Origin of the sequence: Gordonia hydrophobica NBRC 16057, from assembly GCF_001592365.1 — a bacterium.
Classification (GTDB): Bacteria; Actinomycetota; Actinomycetes; order Mycobacteriales; family Mycobacteriaceae; genus Gordonia; species Gordonia hydrophobica.
Map to the genome: position 1 here is coordinate 162200 of NZ_BCWU01000002.1, position 19076 is coordinate 181275.

The following is a 19076-nucleotide window of genomic DNA, read 5'->3' on the forward strand; positions in this document are numbered from 1 at the left end:
CGAGTAAGCACGCGAGCGCAGCGAGCCTGCGCATCGAGATCGCCGACCACGACCAGCCGCGTCAGCCCGGCACCGTCAACCCCACCGCCGCTGCGCCGTCGATCATCGCCTCGATGAAGGCGTGCACCGACGCGCGGTCCGCGTCGCGGGCGCGGTAGGCGATCGAGAGATTGCGGTGGAAGTGCCCGGCGAGCGGGGTCACCTCGATGCCGTCGGGCAGCGTCATGGCGCCCAGATCCGACACCAGGGTCACGCCGAGACCGGCTGCGGCGAGAGCCAGGGCCGTCGACTGCTCCCCGGCCGTGTGGTGGACGTCGGGGTCGAAACCGGCTTCGCGGCACGCCAGTCGGACGGCGCGGCCGAAGTGCGACCGCGCGTCCGCCAAGATCCACGGCAGCCCCGCGAGTTCGGCGAGCTCGATCGGCTCGGTCCCGAAGGTGCCGGCGCGCGCGGCCACCGACATCTGTTCGACGGCGATCGGCCGCCACTGCAGCGTGCGGATCTGCGGCATCGCATAGTTGGAGTAGTCGATGACGAACGAGAGGTCGAGCGAGCCGTCGCGCACCGCGTCGGACCCGGCCTCCGGCTCCAGTTCCGTGGTCTGCACGGCGATTCCCGGCGACCGCTCCGCCAGCAGCGCGAGTCCCGTCGGCAGCAGTCCCGACGCGACCGACGCCCAGACCCCCGCGGTCAGCGACGCGGCCGAGCCGTCCCGCAGCGATTCGATGGCATTGCCCGCGCTCTCGACGGCGTCGAGGATCTGTTCGGAGTGGTCGGCGAGGACGCGGCCGGCCTCGGTCAACATGATGCGTCGACCGTGCTTCTGGAACAGCGGGGTCTGCGCTTCCCGCTCCAGCTGCGACAGTTGCTGGGACACCGCGGACGCCGAATAGTGGAGCGCGTCGGCTACCGCAGTCACCGTGCCGCGATACCGAAGCTCCCGAAGCAGTTTGAGTCGATGCAGCGAGACCTCCATACATCGAGGTTACTGAACGATTCACTCCACAAAGTCGACATGGACGCGGCGGTCGGTCCACCACGACCATGAAGGGGAGGAGGTTCCGACCGGACTCCTCGAATTGCCGCACGCGACTCGTGAGGAGGCGGACATGACGCTCACCCCGATGGACCCGACAGCCCTCGGAACCGGGACCCCGAAGACCACGACCCCGGACCCGACGACGACACCGTCGGTCCTCCCCGCGTCGGATCGGCGGCCGCCGTACCTGCGGATCGAATGGGTCGACGAGGTGACCGGCGCCGTCGGCTATCTGGTGGTCGACTCGCTGGTGCACGGCATGGCGACCGGCGGCACGCGGATGCGCGCCGGATGCACCATCGACGAGGTGGCCGACCTCGCCCGCGGCATGTCGAACAAGACCGCCGCCTTCAACCTCCCGGTCGGCGGCGCCAAGGGCGGCATCGACTTCGATCCCAAGGATCCGCGCGCCGTCGACGTCCTCACCCGCTACTGCGAGGCGATGCGCCCGTTCCTGGACCGGCACTGGGTCACGGCCGAGGACCTCGGCGTCTCGCAGGAGACCATCGACGTCGTCTTCGACCGCCTCGGGATGCGGCAGTCGTACCACGCGGCGATCGAGCGGTCCGCTGATCCGGCAGCGACTGCGGACCGGGTGCTGCACGGCCTGCACGCGCACGCCCCGGGCGGGCTGCTGGGCGATGTGATCGGCGGATACGGTGTCGCGCAGGCGTGTCTCGCGGTGACACGAGTCCGCGGTACCGCACCCGCCGAGACCAGCGTCGCCGTGCAGGGCGTCGGCACGATGGGCGGCGGCGCCGCGTTCTACCTGCACGAGGCGGGCATGCGCGTGGTCGCGCTGGCCGACGCCGTCGGCACCCTCTACGACGCCGACGGCCTGGACGTGCCGCTGCTGTTGGCGTCGCGGAACCGCTACGGCGAGATCGACCGCGCCGTGGTGCCGGAGCGGGTTGCCCGCTTCCCCCGCGAAGCGGTCCTCGCGACGCACTGCGACATCCTGGTGCCTGCCGCGGTCTCGTACGCGATCACTGCCGAGAACGCCTCCGACGTGGCCGCCGCGGTGATCGTGGAGGCGGCGAACGCACCGACGACCGCGGACGCCGAGCTGGATCTCACGGCGCGTGGCATCGCGGTGATCCCGGACTTCATCGCCAACGCGGGCGCCGTCGCCTGGGCGTGGTGGCTGTTGCTCGGTCACGTCGGCGACGACTACCGCGACTCGTTCACCCGGCTGCGCACCGAGATGGACGCGAAGGTGTCGTCGCTGCTGCACGGCTGGACCTGCGCCGCCGGGCCCATCCGCTGGGCGGCCGACGTCTCCCAGACCGTCCGATCGCCCGAACCGCTCGTGGTGCCCTGAGCGCAGAAGGGTCACCGAGCGCGCACGCCGCTTAAGATTCTTCACTATGGCCCCCACCCTGCCGATCGGCGCTCTCCTGAACTCAGCGAACCCCGCCCTCCTCGACCCGCGAAAGCTCAACCGCCACACCTTCTGGTGCGGCCAGAGCGGATCCGGTAAGACGTATGCGCTGGGGGTCCTCCTGGAACAGGTGCTGCTGCACACCCGACTGCCGATCGTCGTGCTGGATCCGAACTCCGACTTCGTCCGGCTCGGCGAGATCCGCGACGACGCCCCGGCGACCGACGCCGCGACGCTCGCCGACCGCACCATTCGGGTGCTCCACTCGAAACCGGGTGTGGGAGAGCAACTCCGCATCCGGTTCTTCGGGATGGATGTGCGCTCCCGCGCCGCCATTCTCAAACTGCATCCGATCCACGACGCGGCCGAGTACAACACGCTGCTGCGCGCCGAGGGGCGGGGCGTGGAGATCCTCGACGGCGAACCGCTGATTCAGTGGCTCCGCAGCGGGGACGACCCCGACCTGCACGCCATCGCCCTGCGGCTGGAGAATCTCGGCGTCACCGACTGGGATCTGTGGGCGTACGAGAACGAGGATGTCACCGAGGTGGTCGACGAGAAGGCCGACGCCACGGTCATCGACCTCGGTTCGTTCGACGCCAAGGAACAGATGCAGACCGCAGCGCTCGCCGTGCTGGAACACCTGTGGAACCACCGGCACGAGCGGACCGGACGCCTCATCGTGATCGACGAGGCGCACAATCTGTGCTCGCCGAATCCCAGCACTCCGCTGGAGAAGCTGCTGACCGAGCGGATCGTGCAGATCGCCGCCGAGGGGCGCAAGTACGGGATCTGGCTCCTGTTGTCGACGCAGCGGCCGTCGAAGGTGCATCCGAACGCGCTGTCGCAGTGCGACAACCTGGCGCTGATGCGCATGAGTTCGGCGCACGACCTCGCCGAACTGGGGCTGGTCTTCGGGTACGCCCCCGCCGATCTGCTCGAGCGGGCCATGCACTTCACCCAGGGCCAGGCGCTGTTCGCGGGCGGTTTCGCTCCGGAGCCGCAGCTGATTCAGGTCGGCAGTCGCCTCACCGAAGAAGGCGGATCCGACGTCGCGGTGCCGCTGCGCTGACCCGTCCGGGGCGGAACCCCGCAGACCGACGCGGACGCCGCCCCGTCGGTCGCGACGCGGGTACGGTCGACGGCATGGCTAACATCACGATCATCGGCGGTCACGGAAAGATCGCCCTGCTGCTGGCACCCCTCCTCGTCGGACGCGGCGACACCGTCACCTCGATCATTCGCAACGCCGATCACGCCGCCGAGGTCGAGGCGACCGGCGCCACCGCGCTGGTCCTCGACGTGGAGACGGCCACCGAGCCCCAACTCACCGACGCGCTGCAGGGCGCGGACGCCGTCGTCTTCAGCGCGGGCGCCGGCGGCGGCAACCCACCGCGAACCTATGCCGTCGACCGCGACGCCGCGATCACCTCGATGCGTGCCGCGACCGCTGCGGGCGTGCGCCGATACGTGATGGTGTCGTACCTGGGCGCCGGACCCGATCACGGAGTGCCTTCGGACAACTCGTTCTTCCCCTACGCCGAGGCGAAGGCCGCCGCCGACACCGCGCTGCGCGCGACCGACCTCGACTGGACCATCCTGATGCCCGGCGCGCTCACCCTGGATCCGCCGTCCGGCGCCATCGACCCGACCGCCCAGCGGGCCTCCGACAACCCCGGGACCGCTCGCGCGAACGTCGCCCTGGTCGCCGCGGCCGCCCTGGCGACGCCGTCGACCATCGGCAAGGACATCCCCTTCACCGACGGAGACGTGCCGATCGCCGACGCCGTGCGCTGAGTCGCCGCGCTCGGGACATCGAATCTCAGGGCACATCAGGCTCGGGCCATTACCGGCTTTCGCTGGTCCACGCGGCACCGAGAACTTAAACTCCTATCCTGATGCCTCCCAGTACCACCCGCCGCAGACGGGCCGAACATCTCGGCCCGGAACGTCGTCGACCACAGATTCTGGACGCGGCGCTCGAGATCGCCGTCAACGAGGGGATCTCCTCGGTGACGATCGCGTCGGTCGCGGAGAAGCTCGACGTGACCCGGCCGGTCATCTACACGTGCTTCGCGAATCGCGTCGACCTCATCGCCGAACTGGTTCGCCGCGAGGAGGAACGGCTGAACCAGACGGTCGGAGCGGTCCTGCGACGGCGGGCCGTGAACGCCGACGCCGAGGTGTTCGTCGAGGGCTTCCGCGCCCTGCTGAGCACCGTCGTCGACCATCCGAACACGTGGCGGCTGGTGTACGGCGCCCCGGACTCCGCGGTCGCCGAGTACTTCGGGCGCGGTCGTGCCGCATCGGTGAAGCGCTGCACCGAACTGCTGCGACCGACGCTGCTGAAGTGGGGGATGCCCGCCGACGAGGTGGCCCACAAGCTCGGCGCGCTGGTGGAACTGTGGGTGTCGTCCAGCGAAGGCATGGTGCGCACGTATCTCGCCGACAGCAGTTGGGATCCGGACGAACTCGCCGAGTTCATGGGCACCAGCGTCTATCGGGCGTTGCGCACCACGGTCTGAGGTCAGCGACGCAGCGCCTTGGTGGCGTCGAACTTCTCTTCCCGCTGTCCCAGGTGCCACGCGTGCCAGCGGCGCCACCGCCGCATCTGCCCGGCCTGCCAGCGTTCGTCGACGCCCGGCACTGCACGTCGCAGCACTTCGACGACGGCGATGAGCGGCGCGCGGCCGATCAGGATCATCAGTCCCGGAATCCCACTGGGCAGTCGGTACCGGCGGCGGTTCCACGGCAGCATGAACAGCCGGGTGTACCCGGCCTGCAGGTGCAGGTGGAACAGTCCGCGCAGGCGGGCCCGACCGCGCACGCCGGCGGGCGGGCGGAACGACGGGACGAACGACTCGACGAGTTCGGGACCGAGGTCGCCGGAGTCGTGTTTGCGGGTCGCGTCGAAGTAATACAGCAGGCGCAGACCGTCGGCGTAGCTCTGCGGATACATGTCGTCGACGCTGCAGCCGACGAGATGGCCGAGGTAGCGATTGAAATGCAGGACGGCGCGTACTTCCGCGGGGCTGGTCAGGAAGCCGAGCGCCGTCAACCCGAACGCCGGTCCCACGCTGCCGCCGAGGAGGGTCAGGAGCATCTCGCTCTGACTGATCGGCAGACCGTGCGCCTGCGCGTTCCACTCGGGGTGCGCGGCGACGCGGGCCCGGACCGACACATGCATCACCCGGACCTTCAGGGAGACCTCGCGCGCTCTGGAGCCGGGAGTGAGGACGGCTCCTGGCTTGCACACCTCGAGCCACCAGCGGCTGGTCTCCAGATAGCGGTTCAGTGCGCTGGCGCCGGCGTATCCGCCGGAGAGCGACAACGGCACGGCGAGCGACCCCTCGGTGTAGGTGTCCATGGTTCCGGCGTTGCCGACGGCACCGAGGTTGTACCCCCACCGCCGCCACACGGCGGCGCCCTGCTCGATCAGATCGGCATCCAGCCAGTCGGGAATCGTCTCGAACTCGGCGAACAGCGCGCGCATCGAGTCCGGCGCATCGGGCACGTTGTCGATACCGACGCGCAGCGCCTCGTCGAGGAGTGCGCCGGCCTTCTCGCCGCCCATCGCGCCGTGGTAGGTCTCGGCGACGAACCGCTCGGCGGTCGGATCGCCTGCGGTCTGGCCTGCGAGGAAGGCGGACTGGACGGCGGGAGTCGGGAACAGGTCGATCCGGGTCGCCCGTTTGACGCGATCGCGCACTCTCTGGTGCGCCGGAGAGATCATCAGTTCCATCGCCGTTCCCGTCGTTCCGTGGCGGTCGTACGACCACCACCTCAGCAATGAGACTACTTGAGAAATTCATCTCATGGCAGTGGTGAACTCGATCGCTATGATCGGCACACAGTCATCCCCATCCGAGACCGCAGGAGCCCTCGCATGCAGACCAGTGTCGTCTGGACCGTCAATGCCCGCACCGCTTCCATCGACAAGGCCGTTGCCGGCCTCGCAGAGATCAAAGAAGACGGCTTCCGTCGGGTCTGGACCACGCAGATGCCGAACGAACCCGATGCACTGACGATGATCACCGCCGCCGGTCGCGAGATCCCCGACATCGAGTTCGGCACCAGCGTCCTGCCGATTCAGGTGCAGCACCCGATGCTGTTGGCGCAGCGCGCACTGACCACCCAGGCGGCGATCGGACCGCGCCTGCACCTCGGACTCGGCCTGAGCCACCAGGTGGTCACCGAAGGCATGTGGGGCGTCTCGTACAAGCGTCCCGTCCAGCGCACCACCGAGTACCTCGACGGCCTGCTCCCCCTCCTCAACGGCGAGAAGGTCAGCGCCGCAGGCGAACTCATCACCACCCGCGGCACTCTGACGATGGCCGACATCCCTGCGCCGCCGGTCTACTTCGCCGCCCTCGGCCCCAAGATGCTCGGTGTCGCGGGAAGCCGCACCGCAGGCACCGTCACCTGGATGACCGGCCCCAAGACTCTCCGCGATCACATCGTCCCCACCCTGCGCGCCGCGGCCGTCGACGCCGGTCGTGCCGCGTCGGACGTCCGGACCGTCGCGATGCTCCCGGTGTCGGTGACCGACGACGCCGACGCCGCCCGCGCGGCCGCCGCAGAGCAGTTCGCCATCTACGACACGCTGCCCTCCTACAAGGCGATGCTCGATCGCGAAGGTTTCACCGGCCCTGCCGACGCCGCGATCGTCGGTGACGAGGCGACCGTCGCCGACCGCATCCGCGAGCTGGGCAGCTTCGGCGTCGACGAGTACGTCGGCATCCTCTTCGACCGGGATCCGGAGGTTCGCGCCCGGACGCGCGCACTGCTGCGAACGCTGGATCAGTAGCGCTCGCACCGGGTAACCGTTCCCACCTGAGGCGTTGGTTCCCGCTCATCGTCGGACAATGAGCGCGAACCAACGCCGCAAGCGGGAACGACGAGGTGCAGCGGGAGCAGCGTCGTACTACCCAGTACCGGCTTACCTAACTTAGGCAAGCCTGCGTTATGCTTCTGGAATGAAGTCGACAGTCAAGACTCTCCTGACCGTGCTCGCCGGCGTTCTGGCCCTGGTGCTGACGGTGTCTGCGTGCAGCCCGCCCGCAGAGGACGAGGACAGCGGCGGCCCCATCCAGGTGAACACCGCGAACGGGTCGGTCACGATCAACGGCACCCCCAAACGGATCGTCACGCTCGGCTCGCAATGGATGGACACCGCGCTGGCCTTCGGGGTCACACCTGTCGCCTACCTCGACAACATCAAACTCCTGACCGGCTCGCCGTCGCCCTGGGTCGAGAACAAGCTCGACGGCGCCACCGCACTCGACCCGGAGAACCTGGTCGCCGAGATCGCCAAGGCCGATCCCGATCTGATTCTGGCCGAGGGTTACATGCCCACGTCGCAGCCGGAGAACTTCAAGAAGATCCAGGAGATCGCACCCACCATCCCCGGTATCACCGGCAAGCAGGTCGATCCCTGGCAGGACTTGGTGAAGCTGATGGGCACCCTCCTGCGCGATGACGCGAAGGCCACGCAGATCACCGACGACGTGAACGGCCAGATCGCGGAGCTCAAGGCGTCGCTGCCGGGCATCGAAGGCAAGACCTACGCGATGGCGTACATGTACTCCGACGACCAGATCCAGGTGCTGGCCGACCCCGACGACGGCGCCGCTTACCTCTTCAACGAACTCGGTATGAAGGTCGCACCGAAGTTGCTGGCTGAGTTCCGAAAGACCAAGAACCCGCGATTCCCGATCTCGACCGAGAACGTCCCGATGCTGGAGGCGGACGTCCTGATCATCACCGCCAACTCGCCCGCACTGAAGAAGGCGCTGGCGAAGCTCCCCGGATACTCGGACCTGACGTCGGTCAAGAATGGCGCAGTCGCAGACATGTCGCTCGCCGACATCACCGGCATCAATCAGCCAACGCCGCTGGCGATTCCCTACCTGCTCGACAAGCTGAAGCCGGCGTTTGAGAAGGCCGCCAAGTGACTCGATGACCGTGAGCCCGCACGCTGGTCGAGTAAGCCGCCCCCTCACGTTGGTCGAGTAAGCCGCCCCTCACGCTGGTCGAGTAAGCCGCACCTTACGTTGGTCGAGTAAGCGGAGCGCATCGAGACCGCCCAACAGCGCACCCCCTCACCGCACGTCTCACGCTGGTCAGGTAAGCGGCCCCTACGCTGGTCGAGTAAGCCGTCCTCCCACGCTGGTCGAGTAAGCGAAGCGCATCGAGACCGCCGTACAGCGCACCCCTCACCGCTGACCCGGCCGAAATCCCTTCTTCGACGCACGGTGGAGCGCCTCGAAGTCACCCGCGATCAATGCTTCACGCTTCGCTCGCGACCAGTTCTGCACCCGCTTCTCCATGGCGTATGCATCACCGATCGTGTCGAACTCTTCGCAGAAGACCAGCTCCACCGGGCGACGCGAACTCGTGTACCCGCAGCCCTTTCCCGATTGGTGCTGCTCGAAGCGAGCCTCGACGTTCTTGGTACTTCCGACGTAATAGCTGCCGTCGCTGCATCTGAGGATGTACATGTAGCCGCGCATGAAGAAACTGTGGACCGCCCGGATTCCCGCCGACAACAGCGTTGTCCACAGGTTCCGGCACTTCATCCACAGTTCCAGCCAGCGGCGGTCTCGATGCGCTTCGCTTACTCGACCAACGTAGGGGGCGGGCCCCACGCTGATCGAGTGTCACCTGCGAGCGCAGCGAGCACGTGACGAATCGAGATCCACGCAACGACCGGCTGGATATCGTGCGCTCCAAGCCGTGCTCGCGGCGGTCTCGATGCGCTCCGCTTACTCGACCAACGTAAGGGGCGACTTACTCGACCAACGTAGGGGGCGACTTACCCGAGCAACGTAAGGGGCGACCTGCTCGACCAACGTCAGGGCGCGGCCCACCTACCAACGTAAGGCGTTCACGAGAGGGCGGTCACTGATCTTGACCACAGGGTCGAGAGTGTGGCTATGTCGGCGGGCGAGAGGAGTTCGGCGCTGTGGCGCCAGTTCGTCACCAGCTGGGGGCCGTCGTCGGTCGCCCGCACCACGGCCACGATGTCCAGGGCGTAGCGCAGCGGCAGGTCGGGTTCGGGGTCGGTCGGCAGGTGCTCGTTCAACTCCAGGTCGACGACCGGCTGCCAGGGGCCGGGCTCCTCATCGGCGACGCCGAGGTCGAACCTGCCCAGATAGTTGAACTCCACCTGCGGGTCGACGCCCGCGATCAGCTCGGGATCGGCGTCCGCATACCGGAGCAGACCGTAGTCGAGCCCGCGGTTCGGAATCGCCTTCAGTTCCGCGGCAACCGATTCCAGCAGCGCCCGCCCGCGATCACGATCGGCCTCCACCACGTCGACCGTCACGACCTCACCCGCCGCCAGGCGGACCGGGAACACCGTCGTGAACCAGCCGAGAGTGCGGCCGGTGTCGACGTCGTCGCCCACCGTCGCATCCTCACGACCGTGGCCCTCCAACGCGATCAACGACCCCGCGGCGGGATCCTGCCCGCGCTCCGCGCGCCATGACGCGAACGTCACCGCCAACGCCGTCAGCAGGAACTCCCGCAATCCGATCCGCTGGCCGACACCGTCGAGGATCCGGGCCGTCACCGCGGTATCGGTCAGCACCGGCGCCGCACACAGATCAGCCCACGTGTCGCGACCGATCTCCGGCGTCCGAGCACCGATCACCGGGTCGTCGGCGCGCACCTGCGACCGCCAGTAGTCACGCTGCGCCGACACCTCATCGGACCCCGTGCGGGCCAGCAGCTCTCGGCTCCACGCGCGATAGTCGGTGTACTCGTGCACCGGCCTCGGAACACTTCCGTGCATCACCGCAGCCCCGGCTTCGACGAGGTCAGCGAATAGGATCTGCCAGCTCACCGCGTCAACGGCCAGATGGTGGATCGCCAGCAGCAGGAGATCACCGCCGGGTTCGACGATCCGCACCGCGGCGAGCATCTCCCCCCGATCCGGGTCGACGGCCTCGTTCGCCTGCCGTGCGGCGAGGGTGACGAGTTCGCCGCGGGTCCGGGGTTCGTCGAGGGTCCAGAACCGGCTGGCGGCGTCGACGACGCCCGGCTCCCTCGTCACCAGCGCACCCCCGGCACGGGTGGCGCGGAGCATGTCGTGCCCGTCGAGCACCGCCTGCAGCACCGCCGTCACCTGCGCGTCGGTCACCGCGTCGGGCAGCCGGAACAGGACGGTCTGGGTGAAGCGTCGCCAGTCGCCACCCTCGTACATCCACTGGACGATGGGCAGCTCCGGCACCACGCCGTACTCACGGTCCGCAACGATCCGCGACAGGCGTTCGCCGCGCCGGACCGCAGCGGCCAGATCGCGCACGGTGGGGAACGTCATCACATCGCGGGCGGCGATCTCGTCGCCGCCCGTCCGCAGCGCGGTCACCAGCGCCATCGCGACAATGCTGTCCATCCCGAGATCGAAGAAGTCGTCGTCCAGACCGGGCCGGGCCCCGAGGACCCCGGCGACCGAGTCCGCGACCCGCTCCTGCACGTCGTCGAGCTCCTCATCAGACGCGCCGCCGCCGGCCAACGCGGCCTTCGCCGACTCCCCGAGCACCACCGCGTCGGTCTTGCCGTTGGCATTGACCGGGAGCACCGGCAGCACCAGCACCCGCGTCGGAATCATATGCGCGGGAAGCCGATACGACAGCCCCTCGCGCACTGTCGCGGCATCGAGATCGCGACCCGCGACGACGCCGACGAGCGCCGCACCGATCGGACGGTCGACGACGACCACGGCGGCATCGCGCACCCCGGGGACCGACCGCAAACCGGCCTCCACCTCGCCCACTTCGATGCGGTAGCCGCGGATCTTGACCTGGTGGTCACCGCGCCCGACGAACAGGATGTCGCCGATCGCATTGCGGCGCACCAGGTCTCCGGTCCGGTACATCCGCTGCCCGGGACGGTCGGGGTCGGCGACGAACGCTCCCGCGGTCTGACCGGGCCGCCCCTGGTACCCGCGCGTCACCTGATCACCGGTCAGATACAGCTCACCGATGACCCCGTCCGGCACCGGGCGCAGCCGGGAGTCGAGGACCCGCGCGGTCATCCGGTCGGTGGCTCCGGCGATGGTCGGGACGGGCGACGCCGACACGCGCGCGACCAGTGCCTCGACCGTGGTCTCGGTGGGTCCGTAGCAGTTGAAGACCGCGGTCCGCGGCAGACCGCCGAGCTGGTTCCACAGGGCCGGTCCGATCGCTTCGCCGCCGAGCGCGAGCACCGTCAACGTCGGGCGTCCCGGCTCCCCCGACACCAGTCCGGCGGCCGAGAGCTGCCCGAACATCGACGGCGTCGTGTCGATCATGTCGATCTCCCGCGCGCCGAGCGCCGCGACGAGGCGCGCAGCGTCGCGCGTCTCGGCGTCGGCGAACAGGTGCACTTCGTGGCCGTCGAGCAGTGCGGCGAGCGGCTGCCAGGAGGCGTCGAAGGAGAAGGTCCAGGCATGGGCCACCCGCATCGGACGACTCAGGCGTTCCCGGCCGACGGACAGCACCCGATCCCGATGGTCGCGCGCGTACGAGGCGAGCGCGCCCTGCGTCCCCACGACGCCCTTCGGCTCGCCGGTGGATCCTGAGGTGAAGATCAGATACGCGGCATCTCCCGGCGCCCGGGAGGCTGTCGCCATCGCGGATGCTTCACGTGGAACATCGTCGCGCACAGCCCAGTCCGCGATGACGGTGCGCCCGGTGAACATCTCGACCGAATCGGGATCGGTGAGCACCACCTCGGCACCGGACTGGGTCAACAGATTCTCGATGCGCGCTGCGGGCATGGCGACGTCGATCGGAACGTACGCGGCACCTGCGAGCATGGCGGCGAGGATGCCTGCGATCGAGCGCCCGGATCGGCGCGGTGCGAGGGCGACGACCGAGCCCCGGTCGACGCCGGCGTCGCGCAGGTCGGCGGCGAGGCTCGCGGACCACCGCAGCAGTTCCGTGTACGTCCAGGCGCCGTCGTCGGCGACGAGCGCGACCGCGTCGGGCGTCGCCGCGACCTGGTCGAGAAACAGGCCGATCGCCGTCGTGCCCGCGGGCAGCGCGGATCCGCGGGACGGCTGTGCGGCCCATGCCTTCTCGTGATCGAGCAGGACGTCGAGCCGTCCGGTGGGAGCGTCCGCGGCGGCGGGCAGCTGCGCGAGCACGCTGATGACGCGGTCGACGAGTTGCGCGGGGTCGATGGCCCCGAGTGCGTCCGGAACCGATTCGGTCATCACCACCAGCTCGCCCGCGGTCTCGTACGCCACGACGGTGAGCGGATAGTGCGCCAGGGATTCCATCGCGAGCGGCAGGAAGCGGGTGCCGTCGGCCGCGGTGACCGGATCGGTCGCCGTCCCGATGGGCGCGTTCTCGTAGACGAAGAGCGTGTCGAAGAGCGTGGGTGTTCCGGCGGCACGGGCGATGTCGGCGAGACCGAGGAAGCCGCGATCGCGCATCTGCGCCGACGACCGCTGCATCGCGGTGATCGCCTCCAGCACCGTGCCGGTCGATCGCAGATCGGCGCGGACCGGGACCGTGTTGATGAACAGACCGACCATCTCCGACGCGCCGGGCAGACTCTGCGGTCGACCGGAGATGGTGGTGCCGAAGACCACGTCGTCGGTGTCGGCGAGGCGCCCGAGCACCACCGACCACGCGTACTGGGTCACCGCCGCGGGGGTGAGTCCGTGTCTGCGCGCCCAGCCGAGGATGCGGTCGGTCTCCGCGGCGTCGATCGTTCGCCGGTGCCGAATCGGTTCGGCGGCAGGCGTTCCCGGTGCACCGATCAGCAGCGGTGCGACGCCGTCGAGGTAGCGCGTCCACTCGGCGAGGGCCGCGTCGTGATCCTGCTGCGCCAGCCACGCGATGTAGTTGCGGTAGGGCTTCGCGGGCGCCAGGCCGGCGACCGAACCGCCCGCGCTGTATGCGGCGAGGAGTTCGCGGAAGAAGAGGGCGACGGCCCACCCGTCCATGAGGATGTGGTGCGCGGTCAGCAGCATCCGGTGGCGGCCGCCGGGCAGTGCGGCGAGCACCACCCGCAGTGCGGGACCGCGGCGGAGGTCGAAGCGCTGCATGCGTTCGGCGCGGGCGAGGTCGTCGAAGGCCTCGGGCGTGGTCTGCACTGCGCGCCACGGAACACTGACCTGCGCCGGCACGATCTGCACCGGGTGCGGCACGCCCTGATCCCACAGGCTTACCCGCAGGTTGGGGTGCCGTGCCAGGAGTGCGTCGACGCTGCGCTGCAGCACATCGGCGTCGAGCGGTCCGCTGATCTCGACGACGAACTGCATGCTGTAGACGTCGAGTCCGTCGCCGGCCATCTCCGACAGCGAGAACAGTCCCGCCTGCAACGGGGAGAGCGCGAGGACGTCCTCGATCGCGGCCTTGGTGGTCTGCGTGGTCACTGCTGTGCCTCCCATGCGGAGCCGAGCGCCGACAGCATGTCACCGGACAGACCGGAGGCCGCCATCGGCGCGGCGTCGACCGTGAGTCGGTGCGACGCGTCGGATGCCTCGTCGCGGGCCGCGTCGACGGCGTCGGCGAGCTCGGCGATCGAGTAATGATCAAAGATCTGCTGCGGATCCAGCGCGATGCCCGATGCGGCGGCCCGCGCCGACCACTGGATGGAGATCACGCTGTCGCCGCCGACGGCGAAGAAGTTGTCATCGCGGCCGATTCCGCTGACGGACAACAGTTCTTCGAGCATCGCGACGAGTGCGCGTTCGGTCGCGGTCTGTGTTCCGCCACCGGCGGTGAAGACCTCGGCGACCTCTGCCGCGGCCGGGGCCGCCGCGTAATTGTCGATCACCGTCGAGCCGGGCGAGAGCGCCCGGAGCGTCTCGGCGAGCGCCTCACCTGCGCCGGGGCCGTCGACGATCCACGTCGCGACGGACGCGCAGTGGGTCAGCCCGGCGTGCGGGAGTCCGGTGAGGGTGGTCGGGCGCGCCTGGATCCGGCGAGGAGATCCGGCGGCGATGAGTTCGGCGAGCACCGCGGGATCGTCGCCGTGCGTCGACGCGTCGAGGGTGTCCGGGAGCGGCACCACGACCAGGTCGCCGAGCCGTCGTTCCGGATGGCGCGCGAGTTCACCGAGCAGCGCGACGAAGCGGTCGACGATGCCGCGTGCGGTGTCGGCGTCGTACAGGTCTTCGCTCGCGACCAGCCGTACCTGCAGGCTGCCGTCGTCGCGGGTGATGGCGATGAGGTTCAGGTCCAGGAACGAGGTGTCGACGTCCATCGGGAGCACCCGCACGCTCGTGCCGTCGGCGAGGGCGACCGGAGCTTCTCCCGCCGCGTCGCGGAAATGGACCATGCTCTGGAACAACGGGTTTCGTGCTCTGGTGCGGCGCGGATTGAGGGCTTCGACGAGCCGCTCGATCGGGACGTCCTGGTGCGCGAAGGCGTCGAGGACGGCGTCTCGAGAACGGTGCAGCGTCTCGGCGAGCGTCGGGGCGCCGGACAGGTCGGTGCGCAGGACCACCATGTTCGCGAGGAGACCGACGATCCGGTCGGTGCCCGCGTCCACGCGCCCGGCGGCGGGTGTGCCGACGGCGATGTCGTCTCCGCCGCCGAGGCTGCTCAGCGTTGCCGACCAGACAGCGGTGAGCGCCATGAAATCGGTGACTCCGTTGGCCGCGAAGACGGTTTTCAATTCCGCGTACCGGGCCGCCGAGACCTCGGCGTCGACCACGTGTCCACGGTGACTGAGTCCTTCGGGACGCGGCCGGTCGGCGGCCACCAGGATCTCGTCGGGCAGACCGGCCAAGCGGTCGCGCCAGAAGTCGATCTGCGCGCGCCCGAACCGCGCGGCCGCGCTGTCCGGATCGGTGTCGAGGCCGAAGATCCGGTGCTGCCAGACGGCGACGTCGGAGCACTCGACGCCCGCCTCGCGCGCGGGCAGCGCGGTGCCCTCCACGCGTGCCCGATAGGCGGCCGCGAGGTCGTCGACGATGAGGGCCACGCTGCCGTGGTCCACCACCATGTGGTGGATGACGAGGGTGAGCCGGGTGGTCTGTGCGCCGCGGATCAGGTGCGCCCGCAGCAACGACGGTTCGGTCAACGAGTAGACGACGGCACCGGCTTCGGCGACCGCGGCGTCCACGTCGTCGACCGTGGTCACGGTCAGGTCTGCCGCGACGCTGTCGGCGACCACCTGCACGGGCAGCCCGTCGACCTCCCGGAACGAGGTCCGCAGCGACGGATGCCGTGCCACCACGTCGCCGACGGCCCCGCGCAGCACGTCCGGATCGACGGGGCCGTCGACCCCCAGCGTCACGACGATGTTGTTCTCCGCGGTCGCTCCGCTGAAGCGATGGTTGAACCACATGGCCAACTGCGAGAACGACAGCGGCGGCTGCGGGCCCGCGACACCGGCTTCCAACGGCGGTCGAGACGGCGTCGGATCGGCGACGGCACCGCGCGCGATGCTGCCGAAGGCGTCGGCCCGGTCGGAGCCCCCGTCCGAACCGCTGTCGGCATCGAGGTCGACGCCGAGTTCGGCCTGCGCTTTCGCGGCGAGCAGAGTGGCCAGTCCGGCGACGGTCGGCTTCTCGAACGGTGCACGCACGTCGACGTCGAGACCGAACTCCGCGGTCAGCGCGGTCACCAGTCGAGCGGCGAGAAGCGAGTGCCCACCGAGGTCGAAGAAGTTGTCGTCGGCGCCGATCTCCCGCCCGGCGAAGAGTTGGGCGAAGACCGCGGCGACCCGGCGTTGAGTCGGCGTCGACGGTTCGACGAATGCAACGACCTCCGGCTCCGGAACTGGCAGTGCGGCGCGATCGAGCTTGCCGTGCACCGTGATCGGGACCTCGCTGATCGGCACGATCGCCTCCGGAACCATATGTGCAGGAAGCCGTCCGGCCACGTGATCACGAACGGCGCCGCCGTCGACCACCCGGCCCGGCTCGGCGATCACATAGCCGAGGAGCCGATCGTCGACGACGATCACCAACGCGCGCTGCACCTCGGGGTGCGCGGTGAGGACGGCTTCGATCTCGCCCGGCTCGATGCGGAAGCCGCGCACCTTGATCTGGTCGTCGGAACGGCCGACGAAGCGGAGTTCGCCGTCCGAGCCGCGGCGGGCGAGATCGCCGGTGCGGTACAGCCGCTCCCCCGCTGCGAAGGGGTTCGCGACGAACCGCGACGCCGTGAGCGCGGCGCGCCGCAGGTAGCCGCGGGCCAACTGTCGACCGCCGAGATACAGCTCGCCGACCACGCCGTCGGGCACCGGCTGCAGTCCGCCGTCGAGCAGGTGCGCGGTGACCCCGGGATTGGGGCGGCCGATCGGGACCACCGCACCGCCGCGCGGACCGTCGACCCGGTGGTGGGTGGCCGCCACGACGGCCTCGGTGGGGCCGTAGTTGTTCGAGAGGTCGGCGGTGAACCCCGTGGTGAACGCGTCCGCGACCTCGCCCGGCAGCGCTTCGCCGCCGACGGGCACGGTGCGCAGGGTGGTCCATTGCTTCACTTCTGGGATCAGGAGGAGGGTCGAGAGCATGCTCGGCACCATGTGCATCACCGTGACGTGTTCGCGGACCAGCAGGTCGGCGAGGTATTTGATGTCGGTGAGGGCGCCGCGCTTGGGCACCACCAGGGTGGCGCCGGCGGTGAGGGTCGCGAAGATCTCGAACATCGAGGCGTCGAAGCTGACCGACGAGGTCTGCACCAGGCGGTCGTCGGGGCCGACGACGCTCGTGGCCCCGAAGGCGCGGAGATGTTCGGCGATCGCGCGATGGTCGACGGCGACGCCCTTCGGTGTGCCGGTGGAGCCGGACGTGTAGATGATGTACGCCAGCGACGACGCCGTCGGACCGGTCAGTGCGGCAGTGTCGGTCTCGGGTGCCGCGTCGGCGCGCAGGCGAGCGACCGCGTCGGCATTGAGCACCAGGGCGGGGCGAGCGTCCTCGAGGAGGAAGGCGGCGCGGTCGGCGGGGTACTCGGGGTCGACCGGAAGGTACGCGGCTCCGGCTTTCATGACGGCGAGGGCGGCGACGACGAAGTCCTCGCTCGCCGACATCCGGAGGGCGACGATAGAGTCCGGTTCGAGGACGGCGCCCGCCTCCGTCCGGATCCGTCGCGCGAGCCGGGTGGCAGCGTCGTCGAGGTCGGCGTACGTCAGGCTCCGCTCATCGGTGACGAGCGCGGGATGCGTCGGCCGGTCGGCGACGGCGGCGGCGAACATGTCGACGAGCGTTTCGGGGCGATCGGCGACGGCGGGTCCGGATGCGGCGGCGACGGCGGCGGCGCGCGCTGCGTCGTCGAGCAGTCGGGCATCGCGGATCGGCCGGTCCGGGTGCGCCAGCGCATCGGTGAGGAAGGTCGCGTACGACGACAGCAACGCCTCGGCATCGGCGGCGTCGAAGCGGTCGGTCGCATACTGCAGTTCCAGGATCGGCGCGCTGCCGGAGACGACGGCGAACTCCAACGGCAGTTGTGCGGTCGGTGTGTGGAGGTCGTCGAGGTGCGTGCCGGTGACGCCGTCGAGCTGCAGCCCGCCGAGATCGCTGCGGAGGGTGAGGCTGGCGGAGACCAGCCCCGCCAGCCCGGCGGCACGGTCCTGCGCGGTGGCGGCGACCACCCGATCGATGGGCGCGCGATTGGCGGCGAGGCCGGCGGCGAGCGTCTCGCGGGAGGCGTCGATCAGCGAGGTCAGCGATGCTCGGGAGTCCACGGCACCGCGGAGCAGGACGGAGTTGCCGAAATAGCCGATCAGGTTCTCGGCGCCCGCCGGGCGGACGGTGGTCGGGACGGCCAGGACGACGTCGTCGGCGCGGTACACCCGGTGCAGGAAGGCCTGGGTCGCGGCGACGAGGACGGCGAAGACCGTGGTGCCCTGCGCGCGGGCGAGTTCGGTTGCGGCGTCGGAGAGGCGACGGTCGAGCGGGCGGTGCGCGCGGCCGCTCCCCGCGGCGCCGGTGGCGGCGGGCAGATCCAGCAGTTCGGGCACCGGGCTCAGCGCCTGCGTCCAGTAGGCGAGGTCGGCGTCGAGGTGGTCGGCGGTCGGGTCGGGGATGTCGGCGTAGTGGCGAGGCAGCGGCGGGAGGTCGTCGCCGCGGTAGGCGATCACCAAGTCGGCGAACAGCACCCGCCACGACTCGTCGTCCCACGCCACGTGATGCACGGTCAGCAGGACCACGCGGTGATCGTCGGCGAGTTCGAGGACGCTCACGCGCAGCGGAGCTTCGGCATCGAGGCGGAACGGTGTCCGAGCCTCGCGTGCGGCGAGGACGCTGATGCGTCGCTGCGCCGCGCTGCCGGAGAGTTCGCGCAGGTCGACGACGCTCCACGCGATCGGCTCGTCGACCCGGTGCTCCATGACCGGCTCGCCGTGGTCCCCCAACAGATAGTGCGCGCGGAGCGTCTCGTGCCGCGCGACCACGGCGGTGAGCGCGGCGTGGAGCCGTTCGGTGTCGATCTCGCCGCGCAAGCGGAATCCGACGGAGACGTTGAGCGAGGTGTCGAGCGGGTTGCGGTGCCCCGCGAACCAGAGTCGCTGTGCGGCGATCGGCAGCGCGGTCCGTTCCCCGTGGGCGCGCGCGGGCACCGTCGGCGCCTCCTCGGTGCGGGTCAGCCCTGCGTCTTCGAGTCGCTGGCGCAGAAGTTCACGGCGGCGGGTGGCGCGGTCAATCGTCATATCGATACTTTAGCCTAGCCTAACCTAATCAAACGACCCGGGGCGCAAGCCCCGGGT

At 69.7% G+C, this 19076-nt stretch carries 11 protein-coding genes; 6 read left to right on the top strand and 5 right to left on the bottom strand.

From position 1 onward, the window contains the following. Positions 1–61: 61 nt before the first annotated feature. Positions 62–976, bottom strand: coding sequence for a LysR substrate-binding domain-containing protein (locus GH2_RS04365; protein ID WP_066163590.1), 915 nt, complete (start codon positions 974–976; stop codon positions 62–64). 133 nt (positions 977–1109) lie between these two features. Between GH2_RS04365 and GH2_RS04370 the strand changes: the two genes are divergently transcribed. The 4 genes from GH2_RS04370 (at position 1110) to GH2_RS04385 (ending at position 4945) form a co-directional block, all read left to right on the top strand. Further along, a complete protein-coding gene (locus tag GH2_RS04370; protein ID WP_066163592.1) occupies positions 1110–2360 on the top strand; it encodes a Glu/Leu/Phe/Val dehydrogenase dimerization domain-containing protein in 1251 nt (416 codons plus the stop codon). Positions 2361–2406: 46 nt separating this feature from the next. Beyond that, a complete protein-coding gene (locus GH2_RS04375) occupies positions 2407–3492 on the top strand; it encodes an ATP-binding protein (protein WP_066163593.1) in 1086 nt (361 codons plus the stop codon). Positions 3493–3566: 74 nt separating this feature from the next. Continuing rightward, positions 3567–4217 carry an NAD(P)H-binding protein gene (locus GH2_RS04380; RefSeq protein ID WP_066163596.1) on the top strand — a complete coding sequence of 217 codons (651 nt, stop codon included), beginning with the start codon at positions 3567–3569 and terminating at the stop codon, positions 4215–4217. A 101-nt stretch (positions 4218–4318) separates the two neighbouring features. Continuing rightward, positions 4319–4945 carry a TetR/AcrR family transcriptional regulator gene (locus GH2_RS04385; protein WP_066163599.1) on the top strand — a complete coding sequence of 209 codons (627 nt, stop codon included), beginning with the start codon at positions 4319–4321 and terminating at the stop codon, positions 4943–4945. A 2-nt stretch (positions 4946–4947) separates the two neighbouring features. Here GH2_RS04385 and GH2_RS04390 read toward each other — a convergent pair whose 3' ends face one another. Next, positions 4948–6162 carry an oxygenase MpaB family protein gene (locus tag GH2_RS04390; RefSeq protein WP_066163600.1) on the bottom strand — a complete coding sequence of 405 codons (1215 nt, stop codon included), beginning with the start codon at positions 6160–6162 and terminating at the stop codon, positions 4948–4950. Positions 6163–6306: 144 nt separating this feature from the next. Between GH2_RS04390 and GH2_RS04395 the strand changes: the two genes are divergently transcribed. Next, positions 6307–7227, top strand: coding sequence for a TIGR03564 family F420-dependent LLM class oxidoreductase (locus GH2_RS04395; RefSeq protein ID WP_066163602.1), 921 nt, complete (start codon positions 6307–6309; stop codon positions 7225–7227). A 169-nt stretch (positions 7228–7396) separates the two neighbouring features. Next, a complete protein-coding gene (locus tag GH2_RS04400; protein ID WP_066163604.1) occupies positions 7397–8374 on the top strand; it encodes an ABC transporter substrate-binding protein in 978 nt (325 codons plus the stop codon). A gap of 261 nt (positions 8375–8635) precedes the next feature. Here GH2_RS04400 and GH2_RS04405 read toward each other — a convergent pair whose 3' ends face one another. From GH2_RS04405 to GH2_RS04415, 3 genes are all read right to left on the bottom strand, one after another. Continuing rightward, on the bottom strand, positions 8636–8932 hold the full coding sequence (locus GH2_RS04405; protein ID WP_066164268.1) for a GIY-YIG nuclease family protein: 297 nt from the start codon (positions 8930–8932) through the stop codon (positions 8636–8638). Between the two features lie 374 nt (positions 8933–9306). Then, a complete protein-coding gene (locus GH2_RS04410; protein WP_244885301.1) occupies positions 9307–13791 on the bottom strand; it encodes a non-ribosomal peptide synthetase in 4485 nt (1494 codons plus the stop codon). Next, positions 13788–19019, bottom strand: coding sequence for a non-ribosomal peptide synthetase (locus GH2_RS04415; RefSeq protein WP_066163608.1), 5232 nt, complete (start codon positions 19017–19019; stop codon positions 13788–13790). Before GH2_RS04415 ends, GH2_RS04410 begins: the two co-directional genes overlap by 4 nt. Positions 19020–19076: the final 57 nt, after the last annotated feature.